The sequence below is a fragment of the Streptomyces thermocarboxydovorans genome, assembly GCF_039524635.1.
Lineage (GTDB): Bacteria > Actinomycetota > Actinomycetes > Streptomycetales > Streptomycetaceae > Streptomyces > Streptomyces thermocarboxydovorans.
The window spans coordinates 22,921-46,220 of the sequence record NZ_BAAAGU010000021.1 but is presented as its reverse complement, the minus strand read 5'-3'; the positions used below and the strand labels follow the sequence as shown (position 1 = coordinate 46,220).

Here is a 23,300-nt window from a genome sequence, read left to right as displayed (position 1 = left end):
CAACCGTCGCCGCCTCCCCGCCCAGCACGAGAGCCCGATGCAACCGTCGCCGCCTCCCCGCCCAGCACGAGAGCCCGGTACAGCCGCCCCGCCGCGCCGGGCGGCGCGGCGAACTGCCGCCGTGCTGCAGCCGGCCGGCCGAGGCGCGGCGGCGGAGAAACGGGCCGGCGCCTTGCCTCCGGCCGTGGCGTGCGCGGCCGCCCGGGGCCGTGGGGCGTCCAAGTGGCGGCGGCCGAGGCGCGGCCGACCGGGACGGCGCCCGCCCGGCCGGTCACTCCTCCGGGGGAACCGGCGGGATCACCGCCACGGGGCACGCGGCGTGCGACAGCACCGCCTGGGTGACCGACCCCATCATCCGCGCGGGGGCCAGCAGCCGGCGCCGGTGCCGTCCGACCACGACCAGTTCCGCGTCGCGGGAGGCGGCGACCAGGTGCCCCGCGGCGTCGCCGGGCAGCACCCGGATCTCGGCGTTCACCTCGGGCCGTGCCTTGCGGTGCGGGGCGACGAAGCCCTCCGCCAGGGTGAGCGTCTCGTGCTCGACCGCGTCCTGGTCGATGGCCGGTCCCGGCATCTCCCCGGGGAGCATCCAGGTCTGCAGGGGCCAGGGGTAGGCGGCCAGGACCTCCAGCCGGGCGTCGCGCATCGCGGCCTCGGCGAAGGCGAAGGCGAGCGTCGCCTCGTCCGGGCTGTCGGCGTTCAGCCCGGCGACCACGCGCGGGCCGGGACCCGCCGGGTAGCCGCCGTGCACCTCGCGTCCGGGCCGGGGCACCACGACGACCGGGCAGTCGGCGTCGCGGGCGACGGCCAGGGAGGTGGAGCCGAGGAGCAGGCTGGCGAAGCCGCCGCGGCCCCGGGAGCCGAGCACCAGCAGCTGAGCGGAGGCGCCCAGGTCGGCGACGACCGCGCCGGGTGCGCCGTCCAGGGCGGCGTAGTCGATCGGCGGGAGCCCCTCGCGTCCGTCGAGGCGTTCCCGGATCCGGTCGAGGACGGGGCTGCTGCCGGGCGGCTCGGGCGGTGCCGCGGCGATCACCTCGGGCGGGGACCACAGCGGGTACTGGCGTACGTGCACCACCTTCAGCGAGGCCCGGCGGCGGAGCGTCTCGTCGATCGCCCAGTCCAGGGCGCGCAGACTGTCGTCGGACCCGTCGACCGCCGTGACGACCGGCTCACTGATCATGGGAATCCCTCGCCTCCGCAGTACGACCGTCGCTCGTCCGCTCAGCCTGGCCCAGCCGGGGCCGCGCGGCGGCGTCCCCGCCCGCGTGTCCGGAAATTCGGAGGGCACACTCCCCGGTTCAGCTGCCGGCCCGCCCTCAGGTCAGGTCGAAGTCCCCCTCGCGGGCGCCGGACACGAAGGCGCCCCACTCGTCGGGGGTGAAGATCAGGGACGGGCTGCCCGGGCGCCGGCTGTTGCGCATGGCGACGAAGCCCTCCACGAAGGCGATCTGCACATCGCCCCGGCCTCGGCTGCTGGACTGCCACTGCGCGTTGCTGAGGTCCAGGTCCGGCTTGTCCCAGCCCTTGGGCGGGCGCTGCTGGGTGGTGCTCTCGGCCACGTCCGTGCTCCTCCCGGTGTGCGTCGTCCGCGGCCAGCCTAGCGATCGGTCCCCGCCCCCGACAGGTCACGTGAGCGGGACCTTTGCGGGGCGGCGCGGCAAGGGGCCTCAGGAGCCGGGAGGTTCGCTGCCCACGAGCCACATGGCGAAGAACTGGGAACCGCCGCCGTAGGCGTGTCCGAGCACCTTGCGGGCGCCGTCCACCTGGTGTTCGCCGGCCTGGCCGCGCACCTGGAGGGCGGCCTCGGCGAAGCGGATCAGGCCGGAGGCGCCGATGGGGTTGGTGGACAGCACTCCGCCGGACATGTTGACCGGCAGGTCCCCGTCGAGTCCGGTGACGCCGGACTCGGTGAGCTTCCAGCCCTCGCCGGGTTCGGCGAAGCCGAGGTTCTCCAGCCACATGGGCTCGTACCAGGAGAAGGGCACGTACAGCTCGGCGGCGTCGATCTCGCGGCGCGGGTCGGTGATGCCGGCCTGCCGGTAGACGTCGGCGGCGCAGTCGCGTCCGGCGCGCGGGGAGACGAAGTCCTTGCCGGCGAACAGGGTGGGTTCGCTGCGCATGGCGCCGCCCAGCATCCAGGCGGGCGGGCGGGGCGCGCGGGCCGCTCCGGCGCGGTCGGTGAGGACGAGGGCGCAGGCCCCGTCGGAGGAGGGGCAGGTCTCGGAGTAGCGGATCGGGTCCCACAGCATGGGCGAGGCCATGACCTTCTCGAGCGTGATGTCCTGCTCGTGGAGGTGGGCGTAGGGGTTCTTCAGCGCGTTGCGCCGGTCCTTGTGGGCGACGAGGGCGCCGATGGTGTCGGGGGCGCCGCTGCGCCGGATGTAGGCGCGCACATGCGGGGCGAAGAAGCCGCCGGCGCCGGCCAGCAGCGGCTGCTGGAAGGGGACCGGCAGGGACAGCCCCCACATGGCGTTGGACTCTTCTCGAAGGCGACGGCGAGGACGGTGCGGTGGACGCGGGCGGCGACCAGGGCGGTGGAGCCGCCGACCGAGCCGGCGGTGTGCACCCGCAGGCGGGCGGGGGTGACGATGCCGGTGACGGGGTCGGTGAACTCGCCGGTGTGGTGGGTGAGCGGGGCGGTCCCGGGGGCGGGGGCTGCGTCGTACGGCTCGAAGCAGGCGATGTCGGTGATGGCGCCGGTGCGTTCGGCGGCCCAGCGGATGCGGACGCGCATCCCGGTGCGCACGGTGTCCGGGCCGGGCGCGTCGAGGGCGTGCAGCAGGGCGGTGTCGGCGCCGTCGAGGCGGACCAACACCCAGGCGAAGGGAGTGGTGAGGGGCTGTCCCTTGCGCGGGGCGTGGTTCCAGGCCCAGGTGGTGACGGTGCCGGTGGGTGCGACCTCGACGAGTTCGCGCAGTTCCCCGGCGGTGACGGGGTCGTACTCGGCGGGCGGGACGAGGACCCGGCGGTCGGAGCCGCGCACGCCGAGGACGACGCGTTCGCGCAGTCCGGTGAGGAAGGCGCTCTGCACGGGGCCGAGGGAGCGGGTGAAGGGGAACTCGACGACCAGCGGGGCGGTGAGGACCTCGGGCACGGTGACTCCTCGTCAGGCGCGCTTGAAGACGGGTTGCCGTTTCTCGGCGAAGGCGCTGGCGCCCTCCTTGGCGTCGGCGGTGTCGAAAACGCGCATTCCGCGGGCGAGTTCGGCGGCGAGGCCGTCGGTCTCGGTCATCTCCGCGGTCTCGTACACGGACGCCTTGACCGCCTCGACGGCCAGCGGGCCGCAGGCGTTGACGCGTTCGGCGATCTCCAGGGCGGCGTCGAGCGCGGTGCCGTCGGGCACGACACGGCCGATCAGCCCGATCGCGGCGGCCTCCGCGGCGCTGTAGGGGCGGCCGGTGAGCAGCATCTCCAGGGCGTGGGTGCGCGGGATCTGGCGCGGCAGCCGGACGGTGGAGCCGCCGACGGGGAACAGTCCCCGCCGCACCTCGAACAGCCCGAAGGTCGCGGACTCGGCGGCGACCCGGATGTCGGTGCCCTGGAGGATCTCGGTGCCGCCCGCGACGCAGGGGCCCTCCACGGCGGCACCCGGACGTGTACGACGCGCTGGTCACCGGGGTGCCGGACGAGCGGTGGGGACATCGGGTGGCGGCGGTGGTGCAACTGCGCGAGGGGGCGGCCCGGCCGTCGCTGGAGGACATCCGGGCGCACTGCCGGGACCGGCTCGCCGGGTACAAGCTCCCCCGGCGGCTGGTGATCACCGAGACCGTCCAGCGGTCGCCGAGCGGCAAGGCCGATTATCGGTGGGCACGCGAGATCGCGGCCGCGGGCGGGTGACGTCCGGCGCGGCGGTTTGAACACCGGGCGGGGTACGGACGTACTGGTGGGTGCAGGCCCGGACTCCGGGCCCGTTCGTCATGCCATCGCAGGACTGCGCGGAAGGACCACCGGGTGCCGCTCTTCACACGCTCCCGTCAGCTGCCGGGCCCCACCGCCGAGAGCACCGGAAGCACACCGGGCGCGCAAGGCGACTCGGCGAAGGCCGACGCCCCGGACACGGAGCGAGACGCGGCGCCGGCCGCGGACGCGAGCACGGCGCCGGACGGGAAGCCCGAGCCGGCGGCCGCGCCGGAGGGCGCGGCGACGTCCGTCGGGGAGGACGACGACACCCCCGGCTCCCCCACCCGCGCCGGCTGGTTCGGCTGGCGGCGTCGCCACCCCCGTGCCGCACGCGGGGTGACCGTGGGGACGACGGTCCTGGCCGGTGCGCTCGTGCTGTTCGCGCTGCTGATGCCCAACCGGCTGGAGCGGCTGCACATCGAGGCGTTCCTGCGGCTGCCCGCCGAGGGCATCCTGCTCGCGACCCTGCTGCTGGCCCTGCCGCCCCGGCCCCGGCGGATCACCGCCGTCGCCGCCGGTGTCCTCCTGGGCCTGCTCACCGTGCTGAAGTTCGTGGACATGGGCTTCTACCAGGTGCTGGCCCGGCCGTTCGACCTGGTGCTGGACTGGATCCTGCTGGACGACGCGGCGGAGTTCGTCCGGGAGTCGTTCGGCCGGAGCGGGCAGGTGCTGGCCGTGATCGGGGTGATCGTCCTCTTCCTCGCGGTGCTGGTCCTGATGACGCTGGCCATGGTGCGGGTGACGCATCTGATGGTCCGCCACCGCCACACCGCCACCCGGACCACGATCGTCCTGGGCCTGGCCTGGATCACCTGCGTCACCCTCGGTGTGCAGGTCGGCGGTGCCAAGCTCGCCACCAGGGGCACGGCCCAGATGGTGGAGAACCGGGTGAAGGCGGTGCGCGCGGGCATCGCGGACGCCCGCGTCTTCGAGAAGCAGGCCGCGGTGGACGCCTTCGCCGACACCCCGCCCGACCAGCTGCTGACCGGACTGCGCGGCAAGGACGTGCTGTTCACCTTCATCGAGAGCTACGGCCGGGTGGCGATCGACGATCCGGCGATGGCCGGGCCGATGGACGCCGCGCTGAAGGAGGGCACGGACCGGCTGAAGGCGGCCGGTTTTGCATCGCGCAGCGGCTGGCTGAAGTCGCCGGTGACCGGTGCGGGGAGCTGGCTGGCCCACTCCACCTTCCTGTCCGGTCTGTGGATCAAGAACCAGCAGCGGTACCGGAGCCTGACCACCAGCGACCGCATGACCCTCACCAAGTACTTCCGCAAGACCGGTGACTGGCGCACCGTCGGCATCGTCCCCGGGGTGCGGCGGGCCTGGCCGGAGGGGAAGTTCTTCGGCCTGGACCACATCTACGACTCCGAGCACCTCGGCTACCACGGCCCCTACTTCAGCTGGACGCCGGTGCCCGACCAGTTCAGCCTGGAGGCGTTCGAGCGGCTGGAGCACGGTAAGAAGGACCGCCGGCCGATCATGGCGGAGATCATCCTGGCCTCCAGCCACAACCCCTGGTCCCCGGTCGCCCGCATGATCGACTGGGAGGATCTGGGGGACGGTTCGGTGTTCCACGAGATCAAGAAGGAGGGCACCGACCCCAAGGAGGTCTGGAAGGACCCGGAGAAGGTGCGCACCGAGTACCGCCGGGCCATCGAGTACTCGCTGCGCAGCCTCACCGAGTGGATGGAGCGCTACGGCGACGAGGACACGGTGCTGGTCTTCCTCGGCGACCACCAGCCGGTCCCGGCCGTCACCGCCGGAAGCCGCAGCAAGGACGTGCCGGTGACCATCGTGGCGCGGGACAAGAAGGTGCTGGACCGGGTGGCGGACTGGAACTGGACCGAGGGTCTCAAGCCCGCTCCCCACGCCCCGCGTTGGGGCATGGACAAGTTCCGCGACCGCTTCATGACCGCGTACGGCCCGCAGGCCGGCCGCTGAGGAACCGCTCGACCCGTCCGGTGAACCACTCCGGGTCGTCCAGCCACGGGTAGTGCCCGGCGCCGGGCTGCACCGCGAGTTCGGCGTGCGGGAACACCTCGGCGCAGCGGCGGGCGAGGTCCGGGCGGGGGCCGCCGTCGAGCTCTCCGGCGAGGACGAGCACCGGGGCCGTCAGGCGGGCGAGCGCCGCCCGCGTGGCGGGCGGGTCCCAGGCGCCGTCCGCGCCGAACAGCTCGGCGGCCTCGTCGTTGTACTCGGTGTCCCCGGCCTGGTCGTGGGCGCGGGCGGTCTCGTCCCAGCGGCCGTAGAAGAAGGGGGCGAAGGCCGGGTCGTAGCCGCCGGTGCCGTCCAGCCAGTCCCGGTAGGCCGGCCAGGCCTGCGGGTACCAGGGTTCGTCGCGGCGCAGCAGGGCGGCCGCCCGGCGGTCCTCGGCGGTGGCCGGCATGCCGAGCGCCCAGGGGGTGGCGGTGATGAGGGCGAGCCGTGCCACCCGCTCGGGGTGCCGGGCCGCGTAGAGCAGGGCGAGGCTGCCGCCGGCCGAGTGGGCGAGCAGGTCCATGCGCTCCAGGCCCAGGTGGGCGCGGAGCGCCTCCACGTCTTCGACGAGCCGGTCGCAGCGGTAGGTCGACGGGTCCTCCGGGGCGGACGACTCCCCGGTGCCGCGCAGGTCGAGCAGGACGAGCCTGCGGTGGGCGTCGAGTCCGCCCAGGTTGCCCAGGCAGGCGCTGGCCCGCATGGGCCCGCCGGGCAGGACGACCAGCGGCTCGCCCTGGCCCCGCGGGTGACAGGCGAGCGTGGTCCCGTCCGGCGCGGTGAAGATCGGCATGAGGGTGATCCTGCGGGGCGGGCCCCGCCGGGCGCAACGGACTTCCCGGCCGGAGGGGTGGACGTCCGGGCCGGAGCGCGGGAGCTCCCGGAACGGAGATCCGGCGTCTGAGGGCCGGAGATCCGGCGTTTCCGGACCGGAGATCCGGAGAAAGTGCAGGCCCGGGTCTTGCATCGACCGGCGGTGACCTGAATTACTGGCCCCTGAAGCTCGACCGAATGATCGGTCGCCCGGATTGATGCGATTCGTGTGCGATGCGTGAAGGGAAGGTCCTGATGACTCAGGCGGCGGACCTGCGGGACGCGGCGGAGCGGCTCGACGCGGAGGGGCTGCGCGCGCTGCAACTGGAGCGGCTTCGGTCCTCGCTGCGGCACGCGTACGAGAACGTGCCCTTCTACCGCGAGTCCTTCGACAAGGCGGGCGTCCACCCCGACGACTGCCGTTCGCTCGCCGATCTGGCCCGCTTCCCGTTCACCACCAAGGCGGACCTGCGGGAGAACTACCCGTACGGCATGTTCGCCGTGCCCCGGGAGCGCATCCGCCGCATTCACGCCTCCAGCGGCACCACCGGGCGGCCCACGGTCGTCGGCTACACCGAGAACGATCTGTCCATGTGGGCGGACATGGTGGCCCGCTCCATCCGCGCGGCCGGCGGCCGGCCCGGCGACATCGCACATGTGGCGTACGGCTACGGCCTGTTCACCGGCGGGCTGGGCGCGCACTACGGTGCCGAGCGGCTCGGCTGCACGGTGGTCCCCGCCTCCGGCGGCATGACGGCACGGCAGGTGCAGCTGATCCAGGACCTGAAGCCCGCGATCATCATGGTGACCCCGTCCTACATGCTCACGCTGCTGGACGAGTTCGAGCGGCAGGGCGTCGACCCGCGCGGCACGTCGCTGCGGGTGGGCATCTTCGGCGCCGAGCCCTGGACCGAGCAGATGCGGCAGGAGATCGAGGAGCGGTTCGCGATCGACGCCGTGGACATATACGGGCTGTCGGAGGTCATCGGCCCCGGTGTGGCGCAGGAGTGCGTGGAGACCAAGGACGGTCTGCACATCTGGGAGGACCACTTCTACCCGGAGGTCGTCGACCCGATCACCGGTGAGGTGCTGCCGGACGGGGAGCGGGGCGAGCTGGTGTTCACCTCGCTGACCAAGGAGGCCATGCCGGTCGTGCGGTACCGGACGCGCGATCTGACCCGGCTGCTGCCGGGCACGGCCCGGGTGTTCCGGCGGATGGAGAAGGTGACCGGCCGCAGCGACGACATGGTGATCCTGCGCGGGGTGAACCTCTTCCCCACGCAGATCGAGGAGATCGTGCTGCGCACGCCGGGTGTCGCCCCGCACTTCCAGCTGCGGCTGACCCGCGAGGGCCGCATGGACGCACTCACGATCCGCGCGGAGGCCCGCCCGGACGCGGACAGCGCGATCCGCGCCTCGGCCGCGCAGCTGATCAAGTCGGCCGTGAAGGACGGCATCGGGGTCTCGGTGGACGTGGAGATCGTCGACCCGGAGACGCTGGAGCGTTCGGTGGGCAAGATCCGGCGGATCGTCGATCTGCGGTCCGAGCAGCCCGCCGGGCCGGTCAGCGGCTGAAGCGGTCGCGCAGCTCGCGTTTGAGGATCTTTCCGCTGGCGTTGCGCGGCAGTTCCTCGACGAACAGCACCCGCTTGGGCGCCTTGAACGGCGAGAGCTTCTCGCGGGCGTGCGCGATCAGCTCCTCCTCGGTGACCTCGCCGCGCGGGACCACGACCGCGGTGACGGCCTCCACCCAGCGGTCGTCGGGCAGGCCGATCACGGCCACCTCGGCGACCGCCTCATGGGTGTAGAGGGCGTCCTCGACCTGGCGTGAAGCCACCAGCACGCCACCGGAGTTGATGACGTCCTTCACCCGGTCGACGATGGTGAAGTAGCCGTCGGAGTCCCGCACCGCGAGGTCGCCGGAGCGGAACCAGCCGTCGCGGAACGCCCGGGCGGTCTCCTCCGGCTTGTCCCAGTAGCCCTCACACAACTGCGGTGAGCGGTAGACGATCTCACCGGGGGTGCCGTCGGGCACGTCCTTGCCGTCCTCGTCGACCACCCGGGCGTCGACGAACAGCACCGTCCGGCCGCAGGAGTCCATGCGCCCCTCATGCTCGTCCGGCCCGAGGACGGTGGCCAGCGGGCCGATCTCGCTCTGCCCGAAGCAGTTGTAGAACGCCAGGTCAGGCAGCCGCTCCTTGAGACGCTCAAGAACCGGCACCGGCATGATGGACGCCCCGTAGTACGCCTTGCGCAGCCCGCTCAGGTCGCGGGTGGCGAAGTCGGGGCGGTTGGACAGCCCGATCCACACGGTGGGCGGTGCGAAGAAGCTGTCCGCGCGCCCGCTCTCGATCAGGTCGAACAGGCGGTCGCCGTCGGGGGCGTCGAGGACGATGCTGGTGGCGCCGACGGCCAGGTACGGCATCAGGAACACGTGCATCTGCGCCGAGTGGTACAGCGGCAGCGCGTGCACCGGGCGGTCGCCGGCCGCCAGGTCCAGGGCGGTGATGGCGCTCAAGTACTCGTGCACCAGGGCGCGGTGGGTCATCATCGCGCCCTTGGGCAGGGCGGTGGTGCCCGAGGTGTAGAGCAGCTGCACCAGGTCCTCGGAGCGGGGTTCGGGACCGTCGTGCACCGGTGCCCCGTCCAGCCGGGCGAGCAGGCTGTCGTCGCTCTCGCGCAGCGGCAGGGCCGGTACGCCGTCGGGGAGCCGTTCCGCGAGGTCGGGGTCGGCGAGGACCAGGCTGCTGCCGGACTGGCGGACCAGGTAGGCGAGGTCGTCGCCGGTCAGGTTCTGGTTGATGGGCACGTGCACCAGGCCGGCGCGGGCGCAGGCGAGGAAGCCGATCAGATAGGCGTCGGAGTTGTGGCCGAAGGCGCCCACGCGGTCGCCCGGGGAGAGCCCCTCGGCCAGCAGGAGTCCGGCCGCGCGGGAGACGGCGGCATCCAGTTCGTCGTAGGTCCAGGTGCGGTCGGCGTATTCGACGGCCGTGCGTGCCGGGGTGCGCCGTGCGCTGCGTCGCAGGACTCCGTCGACCGTGCTGCCGTGTCCGGGCGTCATGACTGACGATCCTCGGTCGGCGGGCGGGGCAAGGTCAAGACGCCGGTCCGGGGCGGATGATCGGCCGGACGAGCGGTGCGCTGGACGGCCGTCCGGGGCGGATGTACGGCCGGGCGAGGTTGGTTGAACGGCCGTCAGAAAGCCCGTGCAGCGGTCGCCGCATTTCAGCGACCAGACACGGCTGTTCTCGAAGCAGCGGTGGGTGACCTCCCGCTTCGTGGGTGACGATGCCGGCCTCCTTGTGGTGCAGCGCGTGCCGTGCGCTGCCCGCGAGCGCGGCGACCAGCACGCCCCGCTGGTGCGCGCGGTCGATCACATCGGCGGGCGGGGAGCCGAGGGCGTTGGCGAGCAGCTTGATCGGGTGGTCCAGGGCGACGTCGAGCTGGCTGCGGGCGACCTGCTCCATCCAGCCGGTGATGCGCCAGCCGGCCCGCTCGCCCTCGGGGAGTCCGGGCACGCCGAAGCGGGCGAGGAGGTCCTTGACCCAGGCGCGGTGGCCCTCGGGGATCATGGCCTCCACATCGGCCTCGGTGACGCCCTCCACCTTCTTCGCCGGCATCACCACGTCCAGGCCGTAGGGCTGTCCGCCGGTGTGCGCCTCGATCCAGTCGAGGTCGCGGGCGAGCTCGTCGGGGGCGGTGTAGCGGACCGCGCCGAGCACTCCGAGGCCGCCGGCCCGGCTGATGGCGGCGGCGACGGCCGGGAACGGGGTGAAGCCGAAGACGGCGTGCTCGATTCCGAGGGTCTGGCTCAGCTCCGTCTGCATGGGCGCAGGATGCCGCAGTCCTCCGGACGACGGAAGACTTTTTCTGACGCTTCGTCAGATCATTTTGATGGAACGTCAGATCGCCGGGCGTGCACACCCATTGACACACGGACTTGCTGACAGGAAAGTTTCACTCCGCGACGCGATCGCGAAAGATACTTTCAGACGGCGCAGCAGGCCCACAAGCCGGGAGGAAGCCCATGGCGGGCGACGGAGCGAGCGGCATCACCAGACGTCAACTCGGTCGCGGAACCCTGGTGTTGGGAGGTGCCCTGGCCCTCGCCGCGCTGCCGGCCGGCCCCACCGCCGCGGTCCCGGCGGGCGGCGGGCGCACCACCCTGCGGCACGGCTCACCCCGCCGGGCCGGACTGCTCGCCGAGCATCTGGACCGGCTCGTCGCCGACGCCGAGACCTTCCTCGGCCCGTCCCCGAAGCACCCCTGGTACGCGGGTGCCGTGCTGCTCGCCGGCCGGGGCGGCACCGTCGCCCTGCACCGGTCCATCGGCATGGCGGTGCGCTACCGGGCCTACGACGAGAAGACCGACACCGGCATCGAGTTCCCCGAGGACCAGCAGATCCCGATGGCCGAGGACACCGTCTTCGACCTGGCCTCGGTGTCCAAGCTGTTCACCTCGATCCTCGCCGTGCAGCAGATCGAACGCGGACGGCTGGGGCTGGAGGCCGCCGTCGCCTCCTATCTGCCGGACTTCGGGCGGGCCGGCAAGCAGGAGGTGACGATCCGCCAGCTCCTCACCCACACCTCCGGTTTCCGGGCCTGGATCCCGCTCTACCAGGAGCCCACGTACGAGGAGAAGATCCAGCGCCTGTACGACGAGAAGCTGGTCAACCCGCCCGGCACGGCGTATCTGTACTCGGACCTGAACCTGATCTCCCTCCAACTCGTCCTCGAGAAGATCACCGGCCGCTCGCTGGACACCCTGCTGCGCGAGGAGATCACCGGGCCGCTCGGCATGCGCCGCACCCGCTACAACCCGCCCGCCTCCTGGAAGCCGAAGATCGCCGCCACCGAGGACGCCCGGCTGCCCTGGTCGGGTCTCGACCGGGGCCTGGTGTGGGGCGAGGTGCACGACGAGAACGCCTACAGCCTCGGCGGGGTCGCCGGACACGCGGGCGTGTTCTCCAGCGCCTGGGATCTGGCGGTGCTCGGCCGCACCCTGCTCAACGGCGGCTCCTACGGCAGGGCGCGCATCCTGCGGCCGGAGTCGGTGGAGCTGATGTTCACCGACTTCAACACCGACTTCCCCGGCGACGAGCACGGGCTGGGCTTCGAGCTCTACCAGCACTGGTACATGGGCGCGATGGCCACCCCGCGCACGGCGGGCCACACCGGCTTCACCGGCACGGCTTTGGTGCTCGACCCGACCACCGACTCGTTCCTGGTACTGCTGGGCAACTCCATCCACCCGGTGCGCAGTTGGCGCTCCGGGTCCGCTCCCCGGGTGGCGGCCGCCAACAACCTGGCGCGTGCGGTGCCGGTGCGGCCGCCGCGGGGACGCACCGCCTGGTTCTCCGGGATGGCGAGCTCCGCCGAGGCGACACTCGCGCTGCCGGCGCTGGACACCGCGCGGGGCGGTGCCCGGCTGCGCTGCGCGCTGTGGTGGGACACCGAACCGCAGTCCGACATACTCACCCTGGAGGCCACGGACGACGGCGGGGCCACCTGGCGGCCGGTGCCCTTCACCACCGCGCCCCGGCGGGGCGAGCCCACGCCCCACCCCTCGGGCACGGCCACCGGCTGGTCGGGGCGCGTCTGGCACACCCTGACCGCCGAACTGCCCGCCGCACGGGGCCTGGTGCTGCGCTGGCGCTACTCGACGGACCAGCTGTACGTGGGCCGCGGTGTCTATGTCGACGCCCTGCGCGTCGAGTCGGCCGGCCGGGTCCTCTTCGACGAGGCACGGCCCGCCGACCGGGCCCGCATCGAGGCGCGGGGCTGGACGGCGTCCGCCGACTGACCGGACCCGTGCACCGTCGGCCGACGGACCACTTGTACGCGGTCGGCCGACGGACCGCCGGTACGCCGTCGGCCGACCGACCAGGGTTGTGCGCGGTCGCCGTCAGTCCTCGGCGCTCTCCAGCACGGCCATCGCCGCGTTGTGTCCGGGCACCCCGCTCACCCCGCCGCCGCGGACCGCGCCCGCGCCGCAGAGCAGGACATTGCTGTGGCGGGTCTCCACGCCCCAGCGGCCGGTGCCGTCCTGGGCGTGGGGCCAGGACAGGTCGCGGTGGAAGATGTTGCCGCCGGGGAGCCTCAGGTCGCGTTCGAGGTCCAGGGGCGTCTTGGCCTCCAGGCACGGGCGTCCGTCCGCGTCGGTGGCGAGGCAGTCGGCGAGCGGTTCGGCCAGATGGGCGTCGAGCTGGGCGAGCGTCGACTTCAGCAGTTCCTCGCGCACCGCCTCGTTGTCCTGCTGGAACAGCCGCGCGGGGGTGTGCAGGCCGAACAGGGTGAGGGTCTGGTAGCCCTGCGCGGCCAGGTCCGGGCCGAGGATCGTGGGATCGGTGAGCGAGTGGCAGTAGATCTCCGACGGCGGCACGGCCGGCAGTTCGCCCGCGGCCGCCTGGGCGTGCGCGGCGGCCAGCTGCTGGTAGCCCTCGGCGATGTGGAAGGTGCCGGCGAAGGCCTCGCGGGGGTCGACCGAGCTGTCGCGGAGCCGGGGCAGCCGCTTGAGCAGCATGTTCACCTTGAGCTGGGCGCCCTCGGCGGGCTCCGGGGGTGTGTCGCCGGTCAGCGCCGCCAGCTCCTGCGGGGAGGCGTTGACCAGGACGTGCCGGGCCGCGGCGACGCCCTCCCCGTCGGCGGTGCGGTAGGCGACCTCGGCGGTGGTCCCGTCGGTGTCGATGCGCACGGCCTCGTGGCCGGTGGCGAGGACGGCTCCCGCGTCGCGTGCGGCGGCGGCCAGCGCGCCGGTGAGGGCGCCCATCCCGCCGACCGGGACGTCCCAGGCCCCGGTGCCGCCGCCGATCACGTGGTAGAGGAAGCAGCGGTTCTGCTTCAGGGACGGGTCGTGGGCGTCGGCGAAGGTGCCGATGAGGGCGTCGGTGAGGACGACGCCGCGCACCAGGTCGTCACTGAAGTGACGTTCGATCGCGACACCGATCGGCTCCTCGAACAGCGTCCGCCAGGCATCCTCGTCGTCGACGGTGCGGCGCAGCTCCTCGCGGGTGGGCAGCGGCTCGGTGAGCGTGGGGAAGACCCGCCGGGCGACGCGGCCGGTCATGCCGTGGAAGCGCTGCCAGGACTCGTACTCGCGGTCGGATCCGGTGAGCCGGACGAAGGCCTCGCGGGTGCGCTGCTCGTCACCGGCGACGAGCAGGCCGGTGGGGCGTCCGTCGCGTTCGGTGGGCGTGTAGGAGGAGACGGTGCGGGTGCGCAGCCGGAAGTCGAGCCCGAGATCGGTGACGATCTTCTGCGGCAGCAGGCTGACCAGGTACGAGTAGCGGGACAGCCGGGCGTCGACACCGTTGAACGGCCGCGTGGACACGGCCGCTCCCCCGGTGTGGTCCAGCCGCTCCAGCAGCAGCACGGAGCGCCCTGCCCGGGCGAGGTAGGCGGCGGCGACCAGGCCGTTGTGGCCTCCGCCGACGATCACGGCGTCGTAGGTCCCGGACGGGTGGAGTGCGGTCATGCTTCTTGGTAACACGCGATGATCGCGGGCGGCCAGGGGACGAATCGGGTGCCGGGCGTGCGGCGGGACCACTGAGGAAGGAGGCCGGGATCACCGTCCGTCCGCCGTGGCGCGGCGGCGCAGGGCGGCCACCTGGCGGTAGAGGTCCACGGCCTCGGTGTCGCGGCCCAGTTGCTGCAGGCACTGGGCCTCGTCGTCGCGGCTGGCCAGGGTGTCCGGGTGATCGGGGCCCAGGACGCGCTCCCGCGCCTCCGCCACGCTCCGGTACTCGGTCAGCGCCTCCGCCCACCGGCCCAGCCAGCCCAGGCCGACGGCCACCTCCCGGCGGCTGACCAGCGTGTCCGGGTGGTCGGGGCCGAGGGTGCTCTCCCGCAGGGCGCACACCTCGCGGGACTCGGCCAGGGCCTCCTCCCACCGGCCGAGCCGGCCGAGGTTGACGCCGACGCCGTGCCGGGCGCGCAGCGTCTCGGGGTGGGTGGGGCCCTGGACGCGGGTGCGGTCCCGGACGAGCTCGCGGTAGTGCTCCAGCGCCCGGGTGATGTGGCCGAGGCGGCCCAGGCTGATGCCGATCTCGTAGCGGGCGCCGAGCGTGTCGGGGTGGTCGGGGCCGAGGACGGCGGCCCGCGCCTCGGCGACCTCCCGGTAGATGTCCAGCGCCTCCTGCCAGCGGCCCAGCAGGCCCAGGGTGTAGGCGACTTCGCAGCGGCTGACCAGGGTGTCCGGATGGGTGGGGCCGAGCACCCGGGCCCGGGCCCGCGCGACCTCGCGGGCCATGCCGCAGGAATCCTCCAGGCGGCCGAGCCGGCCGAGGTTGAAGGCCAGGTTGTGCCGGCAGCGCAGGGTGTCGGGATGGTCGGGGCCCATGGTGCGCTCGCGGGCGGAGAGCACCGACAGATAGACCTGGTGGGCGTCGAAGGCGCGGCCCAGCTGGGCCAGGACGTAGGCCATCTCCTGGCGGGCGGCGAGCGTGTCGGGGTGGTCGGCGCCGAGCGCGCGGATGCGGGCCTCGGCCACCTGTTTGTACTCCTGCAGCGCCTCGGCGGCGCGGCCGGTGCGGCTGAGCGCGAAGGCGACCTCGTAGCGGCTGGCGAGGGTGTCGGGATGCTCGGGGCCGAGCAGGCGGCGGCGTTCGGCGGCGACCGCGCGGTGCACCTCCTCCGCCTCCGCCCAGCGCCCCAGCCGGCCCAGGCTCAGGCCCGCGTTGTGCCGGGCGGCCAGCGCGGTCAGCGTCTCGGGGGACGGGGTGGGCAGGTCGTCCGGCACCGAGCGGTCGTCGCGCGGGTCGGCGGCGGGGCGGGGGATCCACTCGCCGGACAGGCCGGCCGAGGGGTCCGGCGGGGTGGTCCGCAGCGTGCCGCCGGCGGCCTTGTGCCCGGTGGTCATGCCGCGGGTCCAGGAGGGTAAGCGCGCGGGCCGGCCGGTTCCCGCGCGACGCCCGCCGGCGGCGGGTGCCGCACCGGCCGCCCGCTCCTCTGCGGCGGCATCCGTCTCGCCGGCCGTCACCCGGCCCTCCCCCGGCGGGAGAGCCGCACGCTCCGCCCAGCCGGGCCGCGTTCTGCCCGGCGGGCCGGCCCGGTCCTGCGTCGCCGGCGCCGCCCCGCTCACCGGCTGCCGCGCGCCCCCTGGGACCACGAGCGGGCCCGCTCTGAGCGCGGCCAGGCGGCGGGACAGCTCCCGGGCGGTGTCCGGGCGGGCCGCCGGGTCCTTGGCGAGGAGGTCCAGGATGATGCGGTCCAGCTGCTCGGGCAGTGCGGCGCGGTGGGTGCGCGGCGGCCGGGGCGGGGTGTCGCGGTGGCCGACCAGGACCGCCCAGGCGTCGTCCAGGTCGAACGGCGGCACACCGGTGGCGATCTCGTACAGCACGCAGCCGAAGGAGTACAGGTCGCTGCGCCGGTCCACGGTGGAGCCGCTGATCTGCTCCGGCGACATGTAGTGCGGGGTGCCCATCGCCACGCCCGTGCCGGTCAGCCGGGAGGTGAAGCCGATGTCGTGGCCCAGCCGCGCTATGCCGAAGTCGCAGATCTTCACCGTGCCGTCGGCGGTGCGCACGATGTTCGCGGGCTTGAGGTCCCGGTGCACCACGCCCTGGTCGTGGGTGTAGGCGAGCGCGGCGGCCACCTGTTCGGCGATGTCCACGATCTGCTCGACCGGCAGCGGATGCTGCTTGTTGTCCTCCAGGAGCTGGCTGAGGTTGCGGCCCTGGAGCAGCTCCATCACCAGGTAGAGCACGCCGTCGGACTCCCCGAAGTCGTGCACCACCGTGATGCCCCGGTGCTGCAGGGCCGCCGCCACCCGGGCCTCGCGGCGGAACCGCTCCCTGAGCACCCGTCCGAACGACTGGTCGTGGCCGGAGCCGAGCGGCTTGAGGCACTTCACCGCGACCTGCCGCCCCAGAGACTCGTCACGGGCCCGCCACACCTCGCCCATGCCGCCGCGCCCGATCAGGTCCAGCAGCCGGTACCGGCCATGGATGAGCCTGGTGTCCCCCATCTTCTGCGCACGCCCCCGTCGCTGTAAGCCGTGCCCTCCCCTGGCTCGTCCAGTATGGCGACCTTCCGCCCGAGTTTGTACGGTGCCGTGTGCTCCTGCGCACTACCTCCGCACCCGCGGCATCCCCAGGCCGATCCAGGAGATGATCTCCCGCTGGATCTCGTTGTTGCCGCCGCCGAAGGTGAAGATGACCGCCGAGCGGTAGCCCCGTTCCAGCTCGCCTTGCAGCACCGCCCCCGCGGAGCCCTCCTTCAGCGCGCCCGGCGCGGCGACCACCTCCATCAGCCAGGCGTAGGCGTCCCGCCGGGCCTCGGAGCCGCAGACCTTGGCGGCGGAGGCGTCCTGCGGGGTGAGCGTGCCGTCCTCGACGGCGGACACCAGCCGCCAGTTGAGCAGCCTGAGCGCCTCCAGGCGGGTGTGGGTGCGGGCCAGCAGACGGCGCACCCAGGGCAGGTCGACGACCCGGCGGCCGTCGGCGAGCTTGGTCTGCGCCGCCCAGCGGCGGACGTCGTGCAGGGCGCGGATGGCCATGCTGCCGTGCGCGGCCAAGGTCACCCGTTCGTGGTTGAGCTGATTGGTGATCAGGCGCCAGCCTTCGTTCTCCGCGCCGACCCGGTGCGACACCGGTACCCGCACGTTCTCGTAGTAGCCGGCCGTGGTGTCGTGCGAGGCGAGGGTGTTGATGAGGGTGCAGGAGTAGCCGGGGTCGGAGGTCGGCACCAGCAGCATGGTGATGCCCTTGTGCGGGGGCGCGTCCGGGTCGGTGCGCACCGCGAGCCACACCCAGTCGGCGGTGTCGCCGTTGGTGGTCCAGATCTTCTGCCCGTTGACGACGTAGGTGTCACCCTCGCGCACCGCCCGGGTGCGCAGCGCGGCCAGGTCGGTGCCGGCGTCGGGTTCGCTGTAGCCGATGGCGAAGTCGATCTCGCCGGAGAGGATCCGGGGCAGGAAGTACTGCTTCTGCTCGTCGGTGCCGTACCGCATGATCGTCGGGCCCACGGTGTTCAGCGCCATCAGCGGCAGCGGGACGCCGGCCTGGGCGGCCTCGTCGAAGAAGACGAACTGCTCCCGTGCGCTCAGGCCGCGCCCGCCGTACTCCTTGGGCCAGCCGACGCCGAGCCAGCCGTCGGCGCCGAGCCGGCGGATGGTCCGACGGTAGAACCGCTTCTGCGCGGCCGGGTCGGCGTGCCGGGCGTACGCCTGGTCGGGCACCAGCTCGGCGAAGTACTCCCGCAGTTCGGTGCGCAGTCGCTGCTGTTCGGGCGTGTGGTCCAGATGCACGGCGCCTCCAGGCTCCCGAGAGCGGGTCCGGTCGGCGCACACGGTAGAACGCGTTGCAGAACTTGGGAATGGATGCGCAGGGGCGCGGCGCTGCCGGCACGGTGACCGGGTGACCCCGGGTGACCCCGCGCGCGGTGGCCCGGTGGCGCGGGCCAGGCGCTTCGGTGGGCGTCGCTCAGCGCGACGCGGTGATCCGGTCGCGCCGGGCCCGGCGCGCCGGTGAGCGCCCTCGTCGCCGCGTGCGGTGTCAGGCCAGGACGGCGAGGAAATCCGTGCAGGCCCGGGCGCAAGCGCGGCAGGCCTCGGCGGTCTGCTCCGCTCCCGGCTGCCGGTCGAAGACGTGCGCGCTCTCCAGGGCAACCTGGCGGCACCACTCGACCTGGACCCGGATGGTGTCCTCGTCCACCTGGTTCTGTTCGGACAGCACGCGGCAGGTGGCGTCGCACACCTCGGCGCACATGATGCCCTTGCGTCGTACGAGTTCCTGGTTCTCGGTGCCGCCCGGATCCACGAGGCTCGCCCGCAGTGCGCACGCCCTGGCGGTCTCGGTGCACGCCTGGGCGCAGGCGAAACGGTCCTCGAGGAACCGGAACAGCTCCTCCTGCGATGTGGTCGTCACACAGCGCGAGTAGCCGGGGTCCCTCATGGCCAAACCCCTTGGTGTCCGGGTTCCGCCCGGTTTTCCCGGCTGGTTCACCGGCCCGTCCGGGGATACCCGCGCCGCACGACGAACACCTCATGGATCCAGACGGCCGACCTCGCCGCCGGGCGCGGAGCCCTCGGCATCGGGATGGTGGTGGCGGCGGCCGTGGTCGTGGCCCTGCTGATCGGCGCCTTCGCCTTCGGCAGCCGGCGGGTCCGGCAGGCCGGACGTGTACGGCCGGGCCCCGAGGAGCAGCCGCGGATGCCGGAGGGGGGTCCGGTCCGGGAGGTACGGGAGGACCGGGAGCCCGATGAGATGCCGACCGGTGAGGGCCGGCTGACCCCGCACGAGATGAAGGGCCGGGGCAACTCCGGCACTCGCACCGGCGCCGCGCAGGAGCGGCCCCGGTGGGACGAGGGGAGCAGCGGCGGCTTCGGCAGCGGTGGGCCGGGCGCACGCTGAGCGGCCGGTGAGGCGGGCGCCCACGGGGCGGGGAACTGCGGTGACTTGGCGCCTGCGGGTACGCGGTGGCTGGTCGCGCAGTTCCCCCCGCCCCTCAGGGATGCGGCCGTACCGCACGTAGGCCGCGCAACGTACGCGGCCCGACCGACCTGAAGCACTGCCGCGCTCGCCGAGAGGGCGGGGCGTGCGGCCTCCATCTGCATGAACGGCGCGGGTGGGGGCCGCACGGCCCGCCCTTTCGCATGTCCGAGGTGACCTGGATCACACCGTTTCGGTGCATCGTTTCGGGGGGCCGAGAGTCTTTGTCAGGGGTGCAAGGGTTTGCCGGACACGGGGGCTGGGATGGAGCGGTGGGGGGTCGACGGCTTCGACGCGTTCGTGGCCGCCCGCTGGTCGTCGCTGCTCCATGTCGCCCGGCTGCTGACCGGAGGGGACCGGCAGCGGGCCGAGGACCTGGTCCAGGAGGCCCTGGTGAAGCTGTGGTTCGCCTGGCCGAGGATCGCCGAGCAGGCCCCGGAGGCGTACGTCCGCCAGGTGCTGGTGCGGATGGCCGCCCGCTCGGCGCGCCGGCGCTGGTGGGGCGAGCGCCCCGTGGAGCGGCTGCCCGACCGGCCCGGACCGGGCGACCTGTCCGCGGCCGTGGCCGAACGCTCACGGCTGGAGGCCGCGCTGGCGCTGCTGCCGCCGAAGCACCGGGCGGCGGTGGTGCTGCGGTACTGCGAGGACCTGTCGGAGGCCCAGGTGGCCGAGGCCCTCGGGTGCCCGGTGGGCACGGCCCGGTCGCACGCCTCGCGCGGGGTGGCACGCCTGCGGCAGATCCTGTCCGGCACGGTCAGGCACCTGGGGTGAGGGGAGAAGCGATGGACGACTTCGAGCGGGAGCTGGCCCGCATGATGCGCGACTCCCACCGCCCGAGCCCCTACGGCCCCGACCAGCAGCAGCGCCTCTACGCCGGCATCCGCTCCCGCCGCCGCGCCCGGATGCTGTGGCGGGCCGGCGGGTCCGCGCTCGCGGTGACCGGTATCGGCATCGGCCTCGCGCTGCTGCCCGCGCTGAACGACGGGTCACGGCCCGAGGACCGGCAGCCTCTCCCGGCGACCACGCCCTCGGCGCCCTCGGCCCCGCCCAGCCCCACCGCATCGGTGCCGCCCGCCGATCCCAGCACCTCGCCGCCGCCGGACTCGTCGGGGGCGGGCACGTCCCTGCCCGGCGACGGCCGCACTCCGACCTCCCTGCCGCCCTCCCCCACCGAGGGTGCCGGGACGACACCTCCGCCGCCGGACGGGGCCTCCCAGTCGGCCTCCCGGTCCGCGCGGCTCTCCGGCGGGCCGCCCGGCCCGGAGTCGGCCGACAGCGGATAGCGGCCACAGGCACCTCCTCACACCCCGATCGCGCACACCCGTGAGTACCGGATGACTCCGCTCCGGTACCGGGGCCTCGTGCGTCCCGATGACCGCCCGTGGCGCCGCTCGGCAGCCCCCTCCCGGGGCCCTGTCCCGCCGGCGCCGGAAAGAGACCGTGAACCCACCATGAGAACCGCGAGGCGGTCGGCACCGGCCGGCCGCCGCACATCCGCCGCGAGCGCCGCCCTGGTGGCCCTTCCGCGCCGTGCGCCGCTGCCCGCCCTGCACACCGGGCCCGTCCTGGACGTCGTCGTGCCGGTGCACAACGAGGAGAACGATCTGGAGCCGTGCGTGCGGCGGCTCCACGCCCACCTCGGCGAAACGTTCCCCTACTCCTTCCGCATCACCATCGCGGACAACGCCAGCACCGACCGCACGCCGCTGATCGCCGCCCGGCTGGCCGGGGAGCTGCCCGGCACCGAGTGGATCCGGCTGGCCGACAAGGGGCGCGGCCGGGCCCTGCACACCGCCTGGTCCCGCTCCGGCGCCCCGGTGCTCGCCTATCTGGACGTGGACCTGTCCACCGATCTCGCGGCGCTGCTGCCGCTGGTGGCGCCGCTGATCTCCGGGCACTCGGACATCGCGATCGGCACCCGGCTGGCCCGCGGCTCGCGGGTGGTGCGCGGACCGAAGCGGGAGTTCATCTCCCGCTGCTACAACGGCCTGCTGCGCGGCACTCTGGCGGTGGGCTTCTCCGACGCGCAGTGCGGCTTCAAGGCGGTGCGGCGGGACGTCGCGGAGCGGCTGCTGCCGCTGGTGGAGGACCGGGAGTGGTTCTTCGACACCGAGATGCTGGTGATAGCCGAGCGCGCGGGCCTGCGCATCCACGAGGTGCCGGTCGACTGGGTGGACGACCCGGACAGCCGGGTGGACATCCTGGCCACCGCGCTGGCGGACCTGCGCGGGATGGCCCGGCTGGGCCGTGCGCTGGCCGGGGGCCGGCTGCCGCTGACCGCGCTGCGCCGCACCGGCACGCTGGGCGGGGACGGCCCGGAGCTGCCGCCCGCGCTGGTGCCGCAGCTGCTCCGCTTCGCCGTGGTCGGGGTGGCCAGCACGCTGTTCTACCTGCTGCTGTTCACCTCCCTGCGGCCCCTGGCCGGCGCCCAGGCCGCCAATGCGATCGCCCTGCTGGCCAGTGCCATCGCCAACACGGCGGCCAACCGGCGGCTCACCTTCGGGGTGCGGGGGCGCGGCGGGGTGCTGCGCCACCAGCTCAAGGGTCTGGCCGCGTTCCTGGTGGGCCTCGCCCTCACCAGCGGTTCGCTCGCCGCCCTCCACCACACCGCGCCGGACGCCGGTGCCCGGGTGGAGCTGGTGACGCTGGTCGCCGCCAACCTCGCCGCCACCCTGCTGCGCTTCCTCCTCCTGCGGGCCTGGGTGTTCCCGGGCCACCGCTCCCGCCGCACGACAGGAGCCTCCGCCTCATGAGCACCGCCGGGACCAGCCGGACCGACCCGACGCCGCCCTCGCCGTCCTCACCCTCCTCGACCTCCTCGCCCTCTTCCTCGGCCTCCTCGCCCTCCTCGCCGCCCTCCCCCGCCTCGCCGCCCGAGCCGCAGGTCACGACGGCCTGGCCGGTGCTGCCGCGCCCCGCGCCGCCCGGCCGGCACGAGCGGTGGCGGCGGGCCGCCGCCCGGTACGGCCCGGTCCTCGCCATGTACGGCGTGCTCAAGCTGGCAGGGTTCGCGGTCTTCATGTACCTGCTGGACGCGGCCGGGGACTTCCGGGAGAAGCATCCGCGGTTCGGCGGGGGCGAGCACACCTGGGACGTGCTGGGCAGCTGGGACGGCTGGTGGTACCAGCAGATCGTCCTGCACGGCTACGACCCGGCCCTCGAGCCGGTGCCGGGCGCCACCGGCATGATCACCCTGAAGGGCAACTCGGCGGCGTTCTTCCCGCTCTACCCGGCGCTGATGAAGCTGGTCCCGGCGGTCACCGGGCTCGGCCCGTACGGCTCCGGCATGGCCGTCTCCGTCGTCTTCTCCTTCGTCGCGGCGCTCGGCATCCACGCCGTCACCGCCCGGCTGGGCGGGCCCCGGACCGGTCTGGTCGCGGTCGGGCTGTGGGCGGTGTGGCCGGGATCGGGTGCGGAGTGGGCGGTGTACTCGGAGTCGGTGTACACCGCGCTCGCCGCCTGGGCCTGCTACGCGGTGATGACCCGCCGCTGGCTCACCGCGGGCGTGCTGACCTTCACCGCGGGGCTCGCCCGCCCCACCGCGGTCACCCTGGTCGCCGCGCTCGCCGTGGCCGGGCTGGCCGAGGTGTGGCGGCGGGAGAACTGGCGCCGGCCGCTGCTCGCGGTGGCGATCGCCCCGCTGGGCACGGCCGGCTATCTCGGCTGGGTCGGCTACCGCATGGGCGACTGGAACGGGTACAGCAAGCTGCAGGACGGGGCGTGGGCCCACAAGTTCGACTACGGCCGGCACACCCTCGACGTGCTCACCTCGGTGGCCGTGGGCCGCACCGACTACCACTTCGCGATGCCGTTCGAGGACATGATCGGCGTCGCGGTGGTGCTGCTGGTCCCGGTGCTGACGGTGCTGCTGGTGCGGCTGCGGCCGCCGGTGGTGCTCGTGGTCTACACGGTGCTGTCGTATCTGATGGTGATGGGCACCCAGCAGTACTTCGGCAATGTCTCGCGCTACCTGCTCCCGCTGTTCCCCCTGTTCATCCCGCTGGCCCTGGCCATGCGCCGGCTGCGCTGGCCCTCGCTGGCCACGGTCCTCGGCACGGCGGCCCTGGCGTCCGGCTCGTACGCGGGGTACGCGCTGTTCGAGCTGGGGGTGCCGTAGGGCTTCCGGGGCGGAGCCGCCCTGGTGCGCGTGGCGCGGGCCGCCCTGGTGCGCGTGGCGCGGGCCGT

General features: G+C 73.7%; 18 protein-coding genes and 3 pseudogenes. 9 read left to right on the top strand and 12 right to left on the bottom strand.

The window, feature by feature from the left end:
* Positions 1-271 precede the first annotated feature (271 nt).
* From ABD198_RS12100 to ABD198_RS12080, 5 genes and pseudogenes are all read right to left on the bottom strand, one after another.
* On the bottom strand, positions 272-1,177 hold the full coding sequence (locus tag ABD198_RS12100; RefSeq protein ID WP_344000230.1) for a universal stress protein: 906 nt from the start codon (positions 1,175-1,177) through the stop codon (positions 272-274).
* 136 nt (positions 1,178-1,313) lie between these two features.
* Complete coding sequence (locus ABD198_RS12095) at positions 1,314-1,556, bottom strand: DUF397 domain-containing protein (protein WP_167996883.1); 243 nt, start codon at positions 1,554-1,556, stop codon at positions 1,314-1,316.
* 108 nt (positions 1,557-1,664) lie between these two features.
* The gene (locus tag ABD198_RS30700) at positions 1,665-2,117 is read right to left on the bottom strand and encodes a thiolase C-terminal domain-containing protein (protein WP_425580466.1); all 453 of its coding nucleotides are present in this window, start codon (positions 2,115-2,117) and stop codon (positions 1,665-1,667) included.
* 191 nt (positions 2,118-2,308) lie between these two features.
* Complete coding sequence (locus ABD198_RS12085; RefSeq protein ID WP_425580458.1) at positions 2,309-3,091, bottom strand: Zn-ribbon domain-containing OB-fold protein; 783 nt, start codon at positions 3,089-3,091, stop codon at positions 2,309-2,311.
* 12 nt (positions 3,092-3,103) lie between these two features.
* Positions 3,104-3,583 (bottom strand): annotated as a pseudogene (locus ABD198_RS12080) (enoyl-CoA hydratase-related protein); the annotation flags it as partial.
* Here ABD198_RS12080 and ABD198_RS12075 point away from each other — a divergent pair.
* Both ABD198_RS12075 and ABD198_RS12070 read left to right on the top strand, forming a co-directional pair.
* Positions 3,580-3,834: pseudogene (locus ABD198_RS12075) on the top strand (AMP-binding enzyme); the annotation flags it as partial. The pseudogenes ABD198_RS12080 and ABD198_RS12075 overlap by 4 nt on opposite strands.
* A 114-nt stretch (positions 3,835-3,948) precedes the next feature.
* Positions 3,949-5,841, top strand: a complete 1,893-nt coding sequence (locus ABD198_RS12070) for an alkaline phosphatase family protein (RefSeq protein ID WP_344000227.1) — start codon at positions 3,949-3,951, stop codon at positions 5,839-5,841.
* On the opposite strand, the gene ABD198_RS12065 is transcribed toward ABD198_RS12070, so the two are convergent.
* The gene (locus ABD198_RS12065) at positions 5,807-6,667 is read right to left on the bottom strand and encodes an alpha/beta fold hydrolase (RefSeq protein ID WP_344000225.1); all 861 of its coding nucleotides are present in this window, start codon (positions 6,665-6,667) and stop codon (positions 5,807-5,809) included. The genes ABD198_RS12070 and ABD198_RS12065 overlap by 35 nt on opposite strands.
* A gap of 275 nt (positions 6,668-6,942) precedes the next feature.
* Between ABD198_RS12065 and paaK the strand changes: the two genes are divergently transcribed.
* Positions 6,943-8,262 (top strand): phenylacetate--CoA ligase PaaK, encoded by a 1,320-nt coding sequence (paaK, locus tag ABD198_RS12060; RefSeq protein ID WP_344000223.1) that lies wholly within the window; start codon positions 6,943-6,945, stop codon positions 8,260-8,262.
* On the opposite strand, the gene ABD198_RS12055 is transcribed toward paaK, so the two are convergent.
* Positions 8,252-9,748 carry an acyl-CoA synthetase gene (locus ABD198_RS12055; RefSeq protein ID WP_344000221.1) on the bottom strand — a complete coding sequence of 499 codons (1,497 nt, stop codon included), beginning with the start codon at positions 9,746-9,748 and terminating at the stop codon, positions 8,252-8,254. The genes paaK and ABD198_RS12055 overlap by 11 nt on opposite strands.
* Before the next feature lie 202 nt (positions 9,749-9,950).
* Positions 9,951-10,514 (bottom strand): annotated as a pseudogene (locus ABD198_RS12050) (nitronate monooxygenase); the annotation flags it as partial.
* A gap of 200 nt (positions 10,515-10,714) precedes the next feature.
* Between ABD198_RS12050 and ABD198_RS12045 the strand changes: the two are divergent.
* Positions 10,715-12,490 carry a serine hydrolase domain-containing protein gene (locus tag ABD198_RS12045; RefSeq protein WP_344000217.1) on the top strand — a complete coding sequence of 592 codons (1,776 nt, stop codon included), beginning with the start codon at positions 10,715-10,717 and terminating at the stop codon, positions 12,488-12,490.
* A gap of 102 nt (positions 12,491-12,592) precedes the next feature.
* Here ABD198_RS12045 and ABD198_RS12040 read toward each other — a convergent pair whose 3' ends face one another.
* The 4 genes from ABD198_RS12040 to ABD198_RS12025 all read right to left on the bottom strand — a co-directional run bounded on the left by ABD198_RS12040 (position 12,593) and on the right by ABD198_RS12025 (position 18,551).
* The gene (locus tag ABD198_RS12040; protein WP_344000215.1) at positions 12,593-14,161 is read right to left on the bottom strand and encodes a phytoene desaturase family protein; all 1,569 of its coding nucleotides are present in this window, start codon (positions 14,159-14,161) and stop codon (positions 12,593-12,595) included.
* Positions 14,162-14,251: 90 nt separating this feature from the next.
* Positions 14,252-16,651, bottom strand: coding sequence for a serine/threonine-protein kinase (locus tag ABD198_RS12035; RefSeq protein WP_344000213.1), 2,400 nt, complete (start codon positions 16,649-16,651; stop codon positions 14,252-14,254).
* A gap of 102 nt (positions 16,652-16,753) precedes the next feature.
* Complete coding sequence (locus ABD198_RS12030) at positions 16,754-17,932, bottom strand: acyl-CoA dehydrogenase family protein (protein ID WP_344000211.1); 1,179 nt, start codon at positions 17,930-17,932, stop codon at positions 16,754-16,756.
* Positions 17,933-18,179: 247 nt separating this feature from the next.
* Positions 18,180-18,551 (bottom strand): four-helix bundle copper-binding protein, encoded by a 372-nt coding sequence (locus ABD198_RS12025; RefSeq protein WP_344000209.1) that lies wholly within the window; start codon positions 18,549-18,551, stop codon positions 18,180-18,182.
* A gap of 123 nt (positions 18,552-18,674) precedes the next feature.
* Here ABD198_RS12025 and ABD198_RS12020 point away from each other — a divergent pair, with 123 nt between their 5' ends.
* The 5 genes from ABD198_RS12020 (at position 18,675) to ABD198_RS12000 (ending at position 23,232) form a co-directional block, all read left to right on the top strand.
* Positions 18,675-19,037, top strand: coding sequence for a DUF6479 family protein (locus ABD198_RS12020; protein ID WP_344000313.1), 363 nt, complete (start codon positions 18,675-18,677; stop codon positions 19,035-19,037).
* 342 nt (positions 19,038-19,379) lie between these two features.
* The gene (locus ABD198_RS12015; protein WP_344000207.1) at positions 19,380-19,886 is read left to right on the top strand and encodes a SigE family RNA polymerase sigma factor; all 507 of its coding nucleotides are present in this window, start codon (positions 19,380-19,382) and stop codon (positions 19,884-19,886) included.
* An 11-nt stretch (positions 19,887-19,897) separates the two neighbouring features.
* On the top strand, positions 19,898-20,398 hold the full coding sequence (locus tag ABD198_RS12010; RefSeq protein ID WP_344000204.1) for a cellulase: 501 nt from the start codon (positions 19,898-19,900) through the stop codon (positions 20,396-20,398).
* Positions 20,399-20,566: 168 nt separating this feature from the next.
* On the top strand, positions 20,567-21,868 hold the full coding sequence (locus tag ABD198_RS12005) for a bifunctional glycosyltransferase family 2/GtrA family protein (RefSeq protein WP_344000201.1): 1,302 nt from the start codon (positions 20,567-20,569) through the stop codon (positions 21,866-21,868).
* A complete protein-coding gene (locus tag ABD198_RS12000) occupies positions 21,865-23,232 on the top strand; it encodes a hypothetical protein (protein ID WP_344000199.1) in 1,368 nt (455 codons plus the stop codon). Before ABD198_RS12005 ends, ABD198_RS12000 begins: the two co-directional genes overlap by 4 nt.
* Positions 23,233-23,300: the final 68 nt, after the last annotated feature.

What these genes read in the sequence shown, in the direction of transcription:
- ABD198_RS12100 (WP_344000230.1), bottom strand. Translation starts at nt 1,177, where the DNA reads ATGATCAGTGAGCCGGTCGTCACGGCGGTCGACGGGTCCGACGACAGT.
- ABD198_RS30700 (WP_425580466.1), bottom strand. Translation starts at nt 2,117, where the DNA reads ATGCGCAGCGAACCCACCCTGTTCGCCGGCAAGGACTTCGTCTCCCCG.
- ABD198_RS12065 (WP_344000225.1), bottom strand. Translation starts at nt 6,667, where the DNA reads ATGCCGATCTTCACCGCGCCGGACGGGACCACGCTCGCCTGTCACCCG.
- paaK (WP_344000223.1), top strand. Translation starts at nt 6,943, where the DNA reads ATGACTCAGGCGGCGGACCTGCGGGACGCGGCGGAGCGGCTCGACGCG.
- ABD198_RS12055 (WP_344000221.1), bottom strand. Translation starts at nt 9,748, where the DNA reads ATGACGCCCGGACACGGCAGCACGGTCGACGGAGTCCTGCGACGCAGC.
- ABD198_RS12045 (WP_344000217.1), top strand. Translation starts at nt 10,715, where the DNA reads ATGGCGGGCGACGGAGCGAGCGGCATCACCAGACGTCAACTCGGTCGC.
- ABD198_RS12040 (WP_344000215.1), bottom strand. Translation starts at nt 14,161, where the DNA reads ATGACCGCACTCCACCCGTCCGGGACCTACGACGCCGTGATCGTCGGC.
- ABD198_RS12035 (WP_344000213.1), bottom strand. Translation starts at nt 16,651, where the DNA reads ATGGGGGACACCAGGCTCATCCATGGCCGGTACCGGCTGCTGGACCTG.
- ABD198_RS12015 (WP_344000207.1), top strand. Translation starts at nt 19,380, where the DNA reads ATGGAGCGGTGGGGGGTCGACGGCTTCGACGCGTTCGTGGCCGCCCGC.
- ABD198_RS12010 (WP_344000204.1), top strand. Translation starts at nt 19,898, where the DNA reads ATGGACGACTTCGAGCGGGAGCTGGCCCGCATGATGCGCGACTCCCAC.
- ABD198_RS12005 (WP_344000201.1), top strand. Translation starts at nt 20,567, where the DNA reads ATGAGAACCGCGAGGCGGTCGGCACCGGCCGGCCGCCGCACATCCGCC.
- ABD198_RS12000 (WP_344000199.1), top strand. Translation starts at nt 21,865, where the DNA reads ATGAGCACCGCCGGGACCAGCCGGACCGACCCGACGCCGCCCTCGCCG.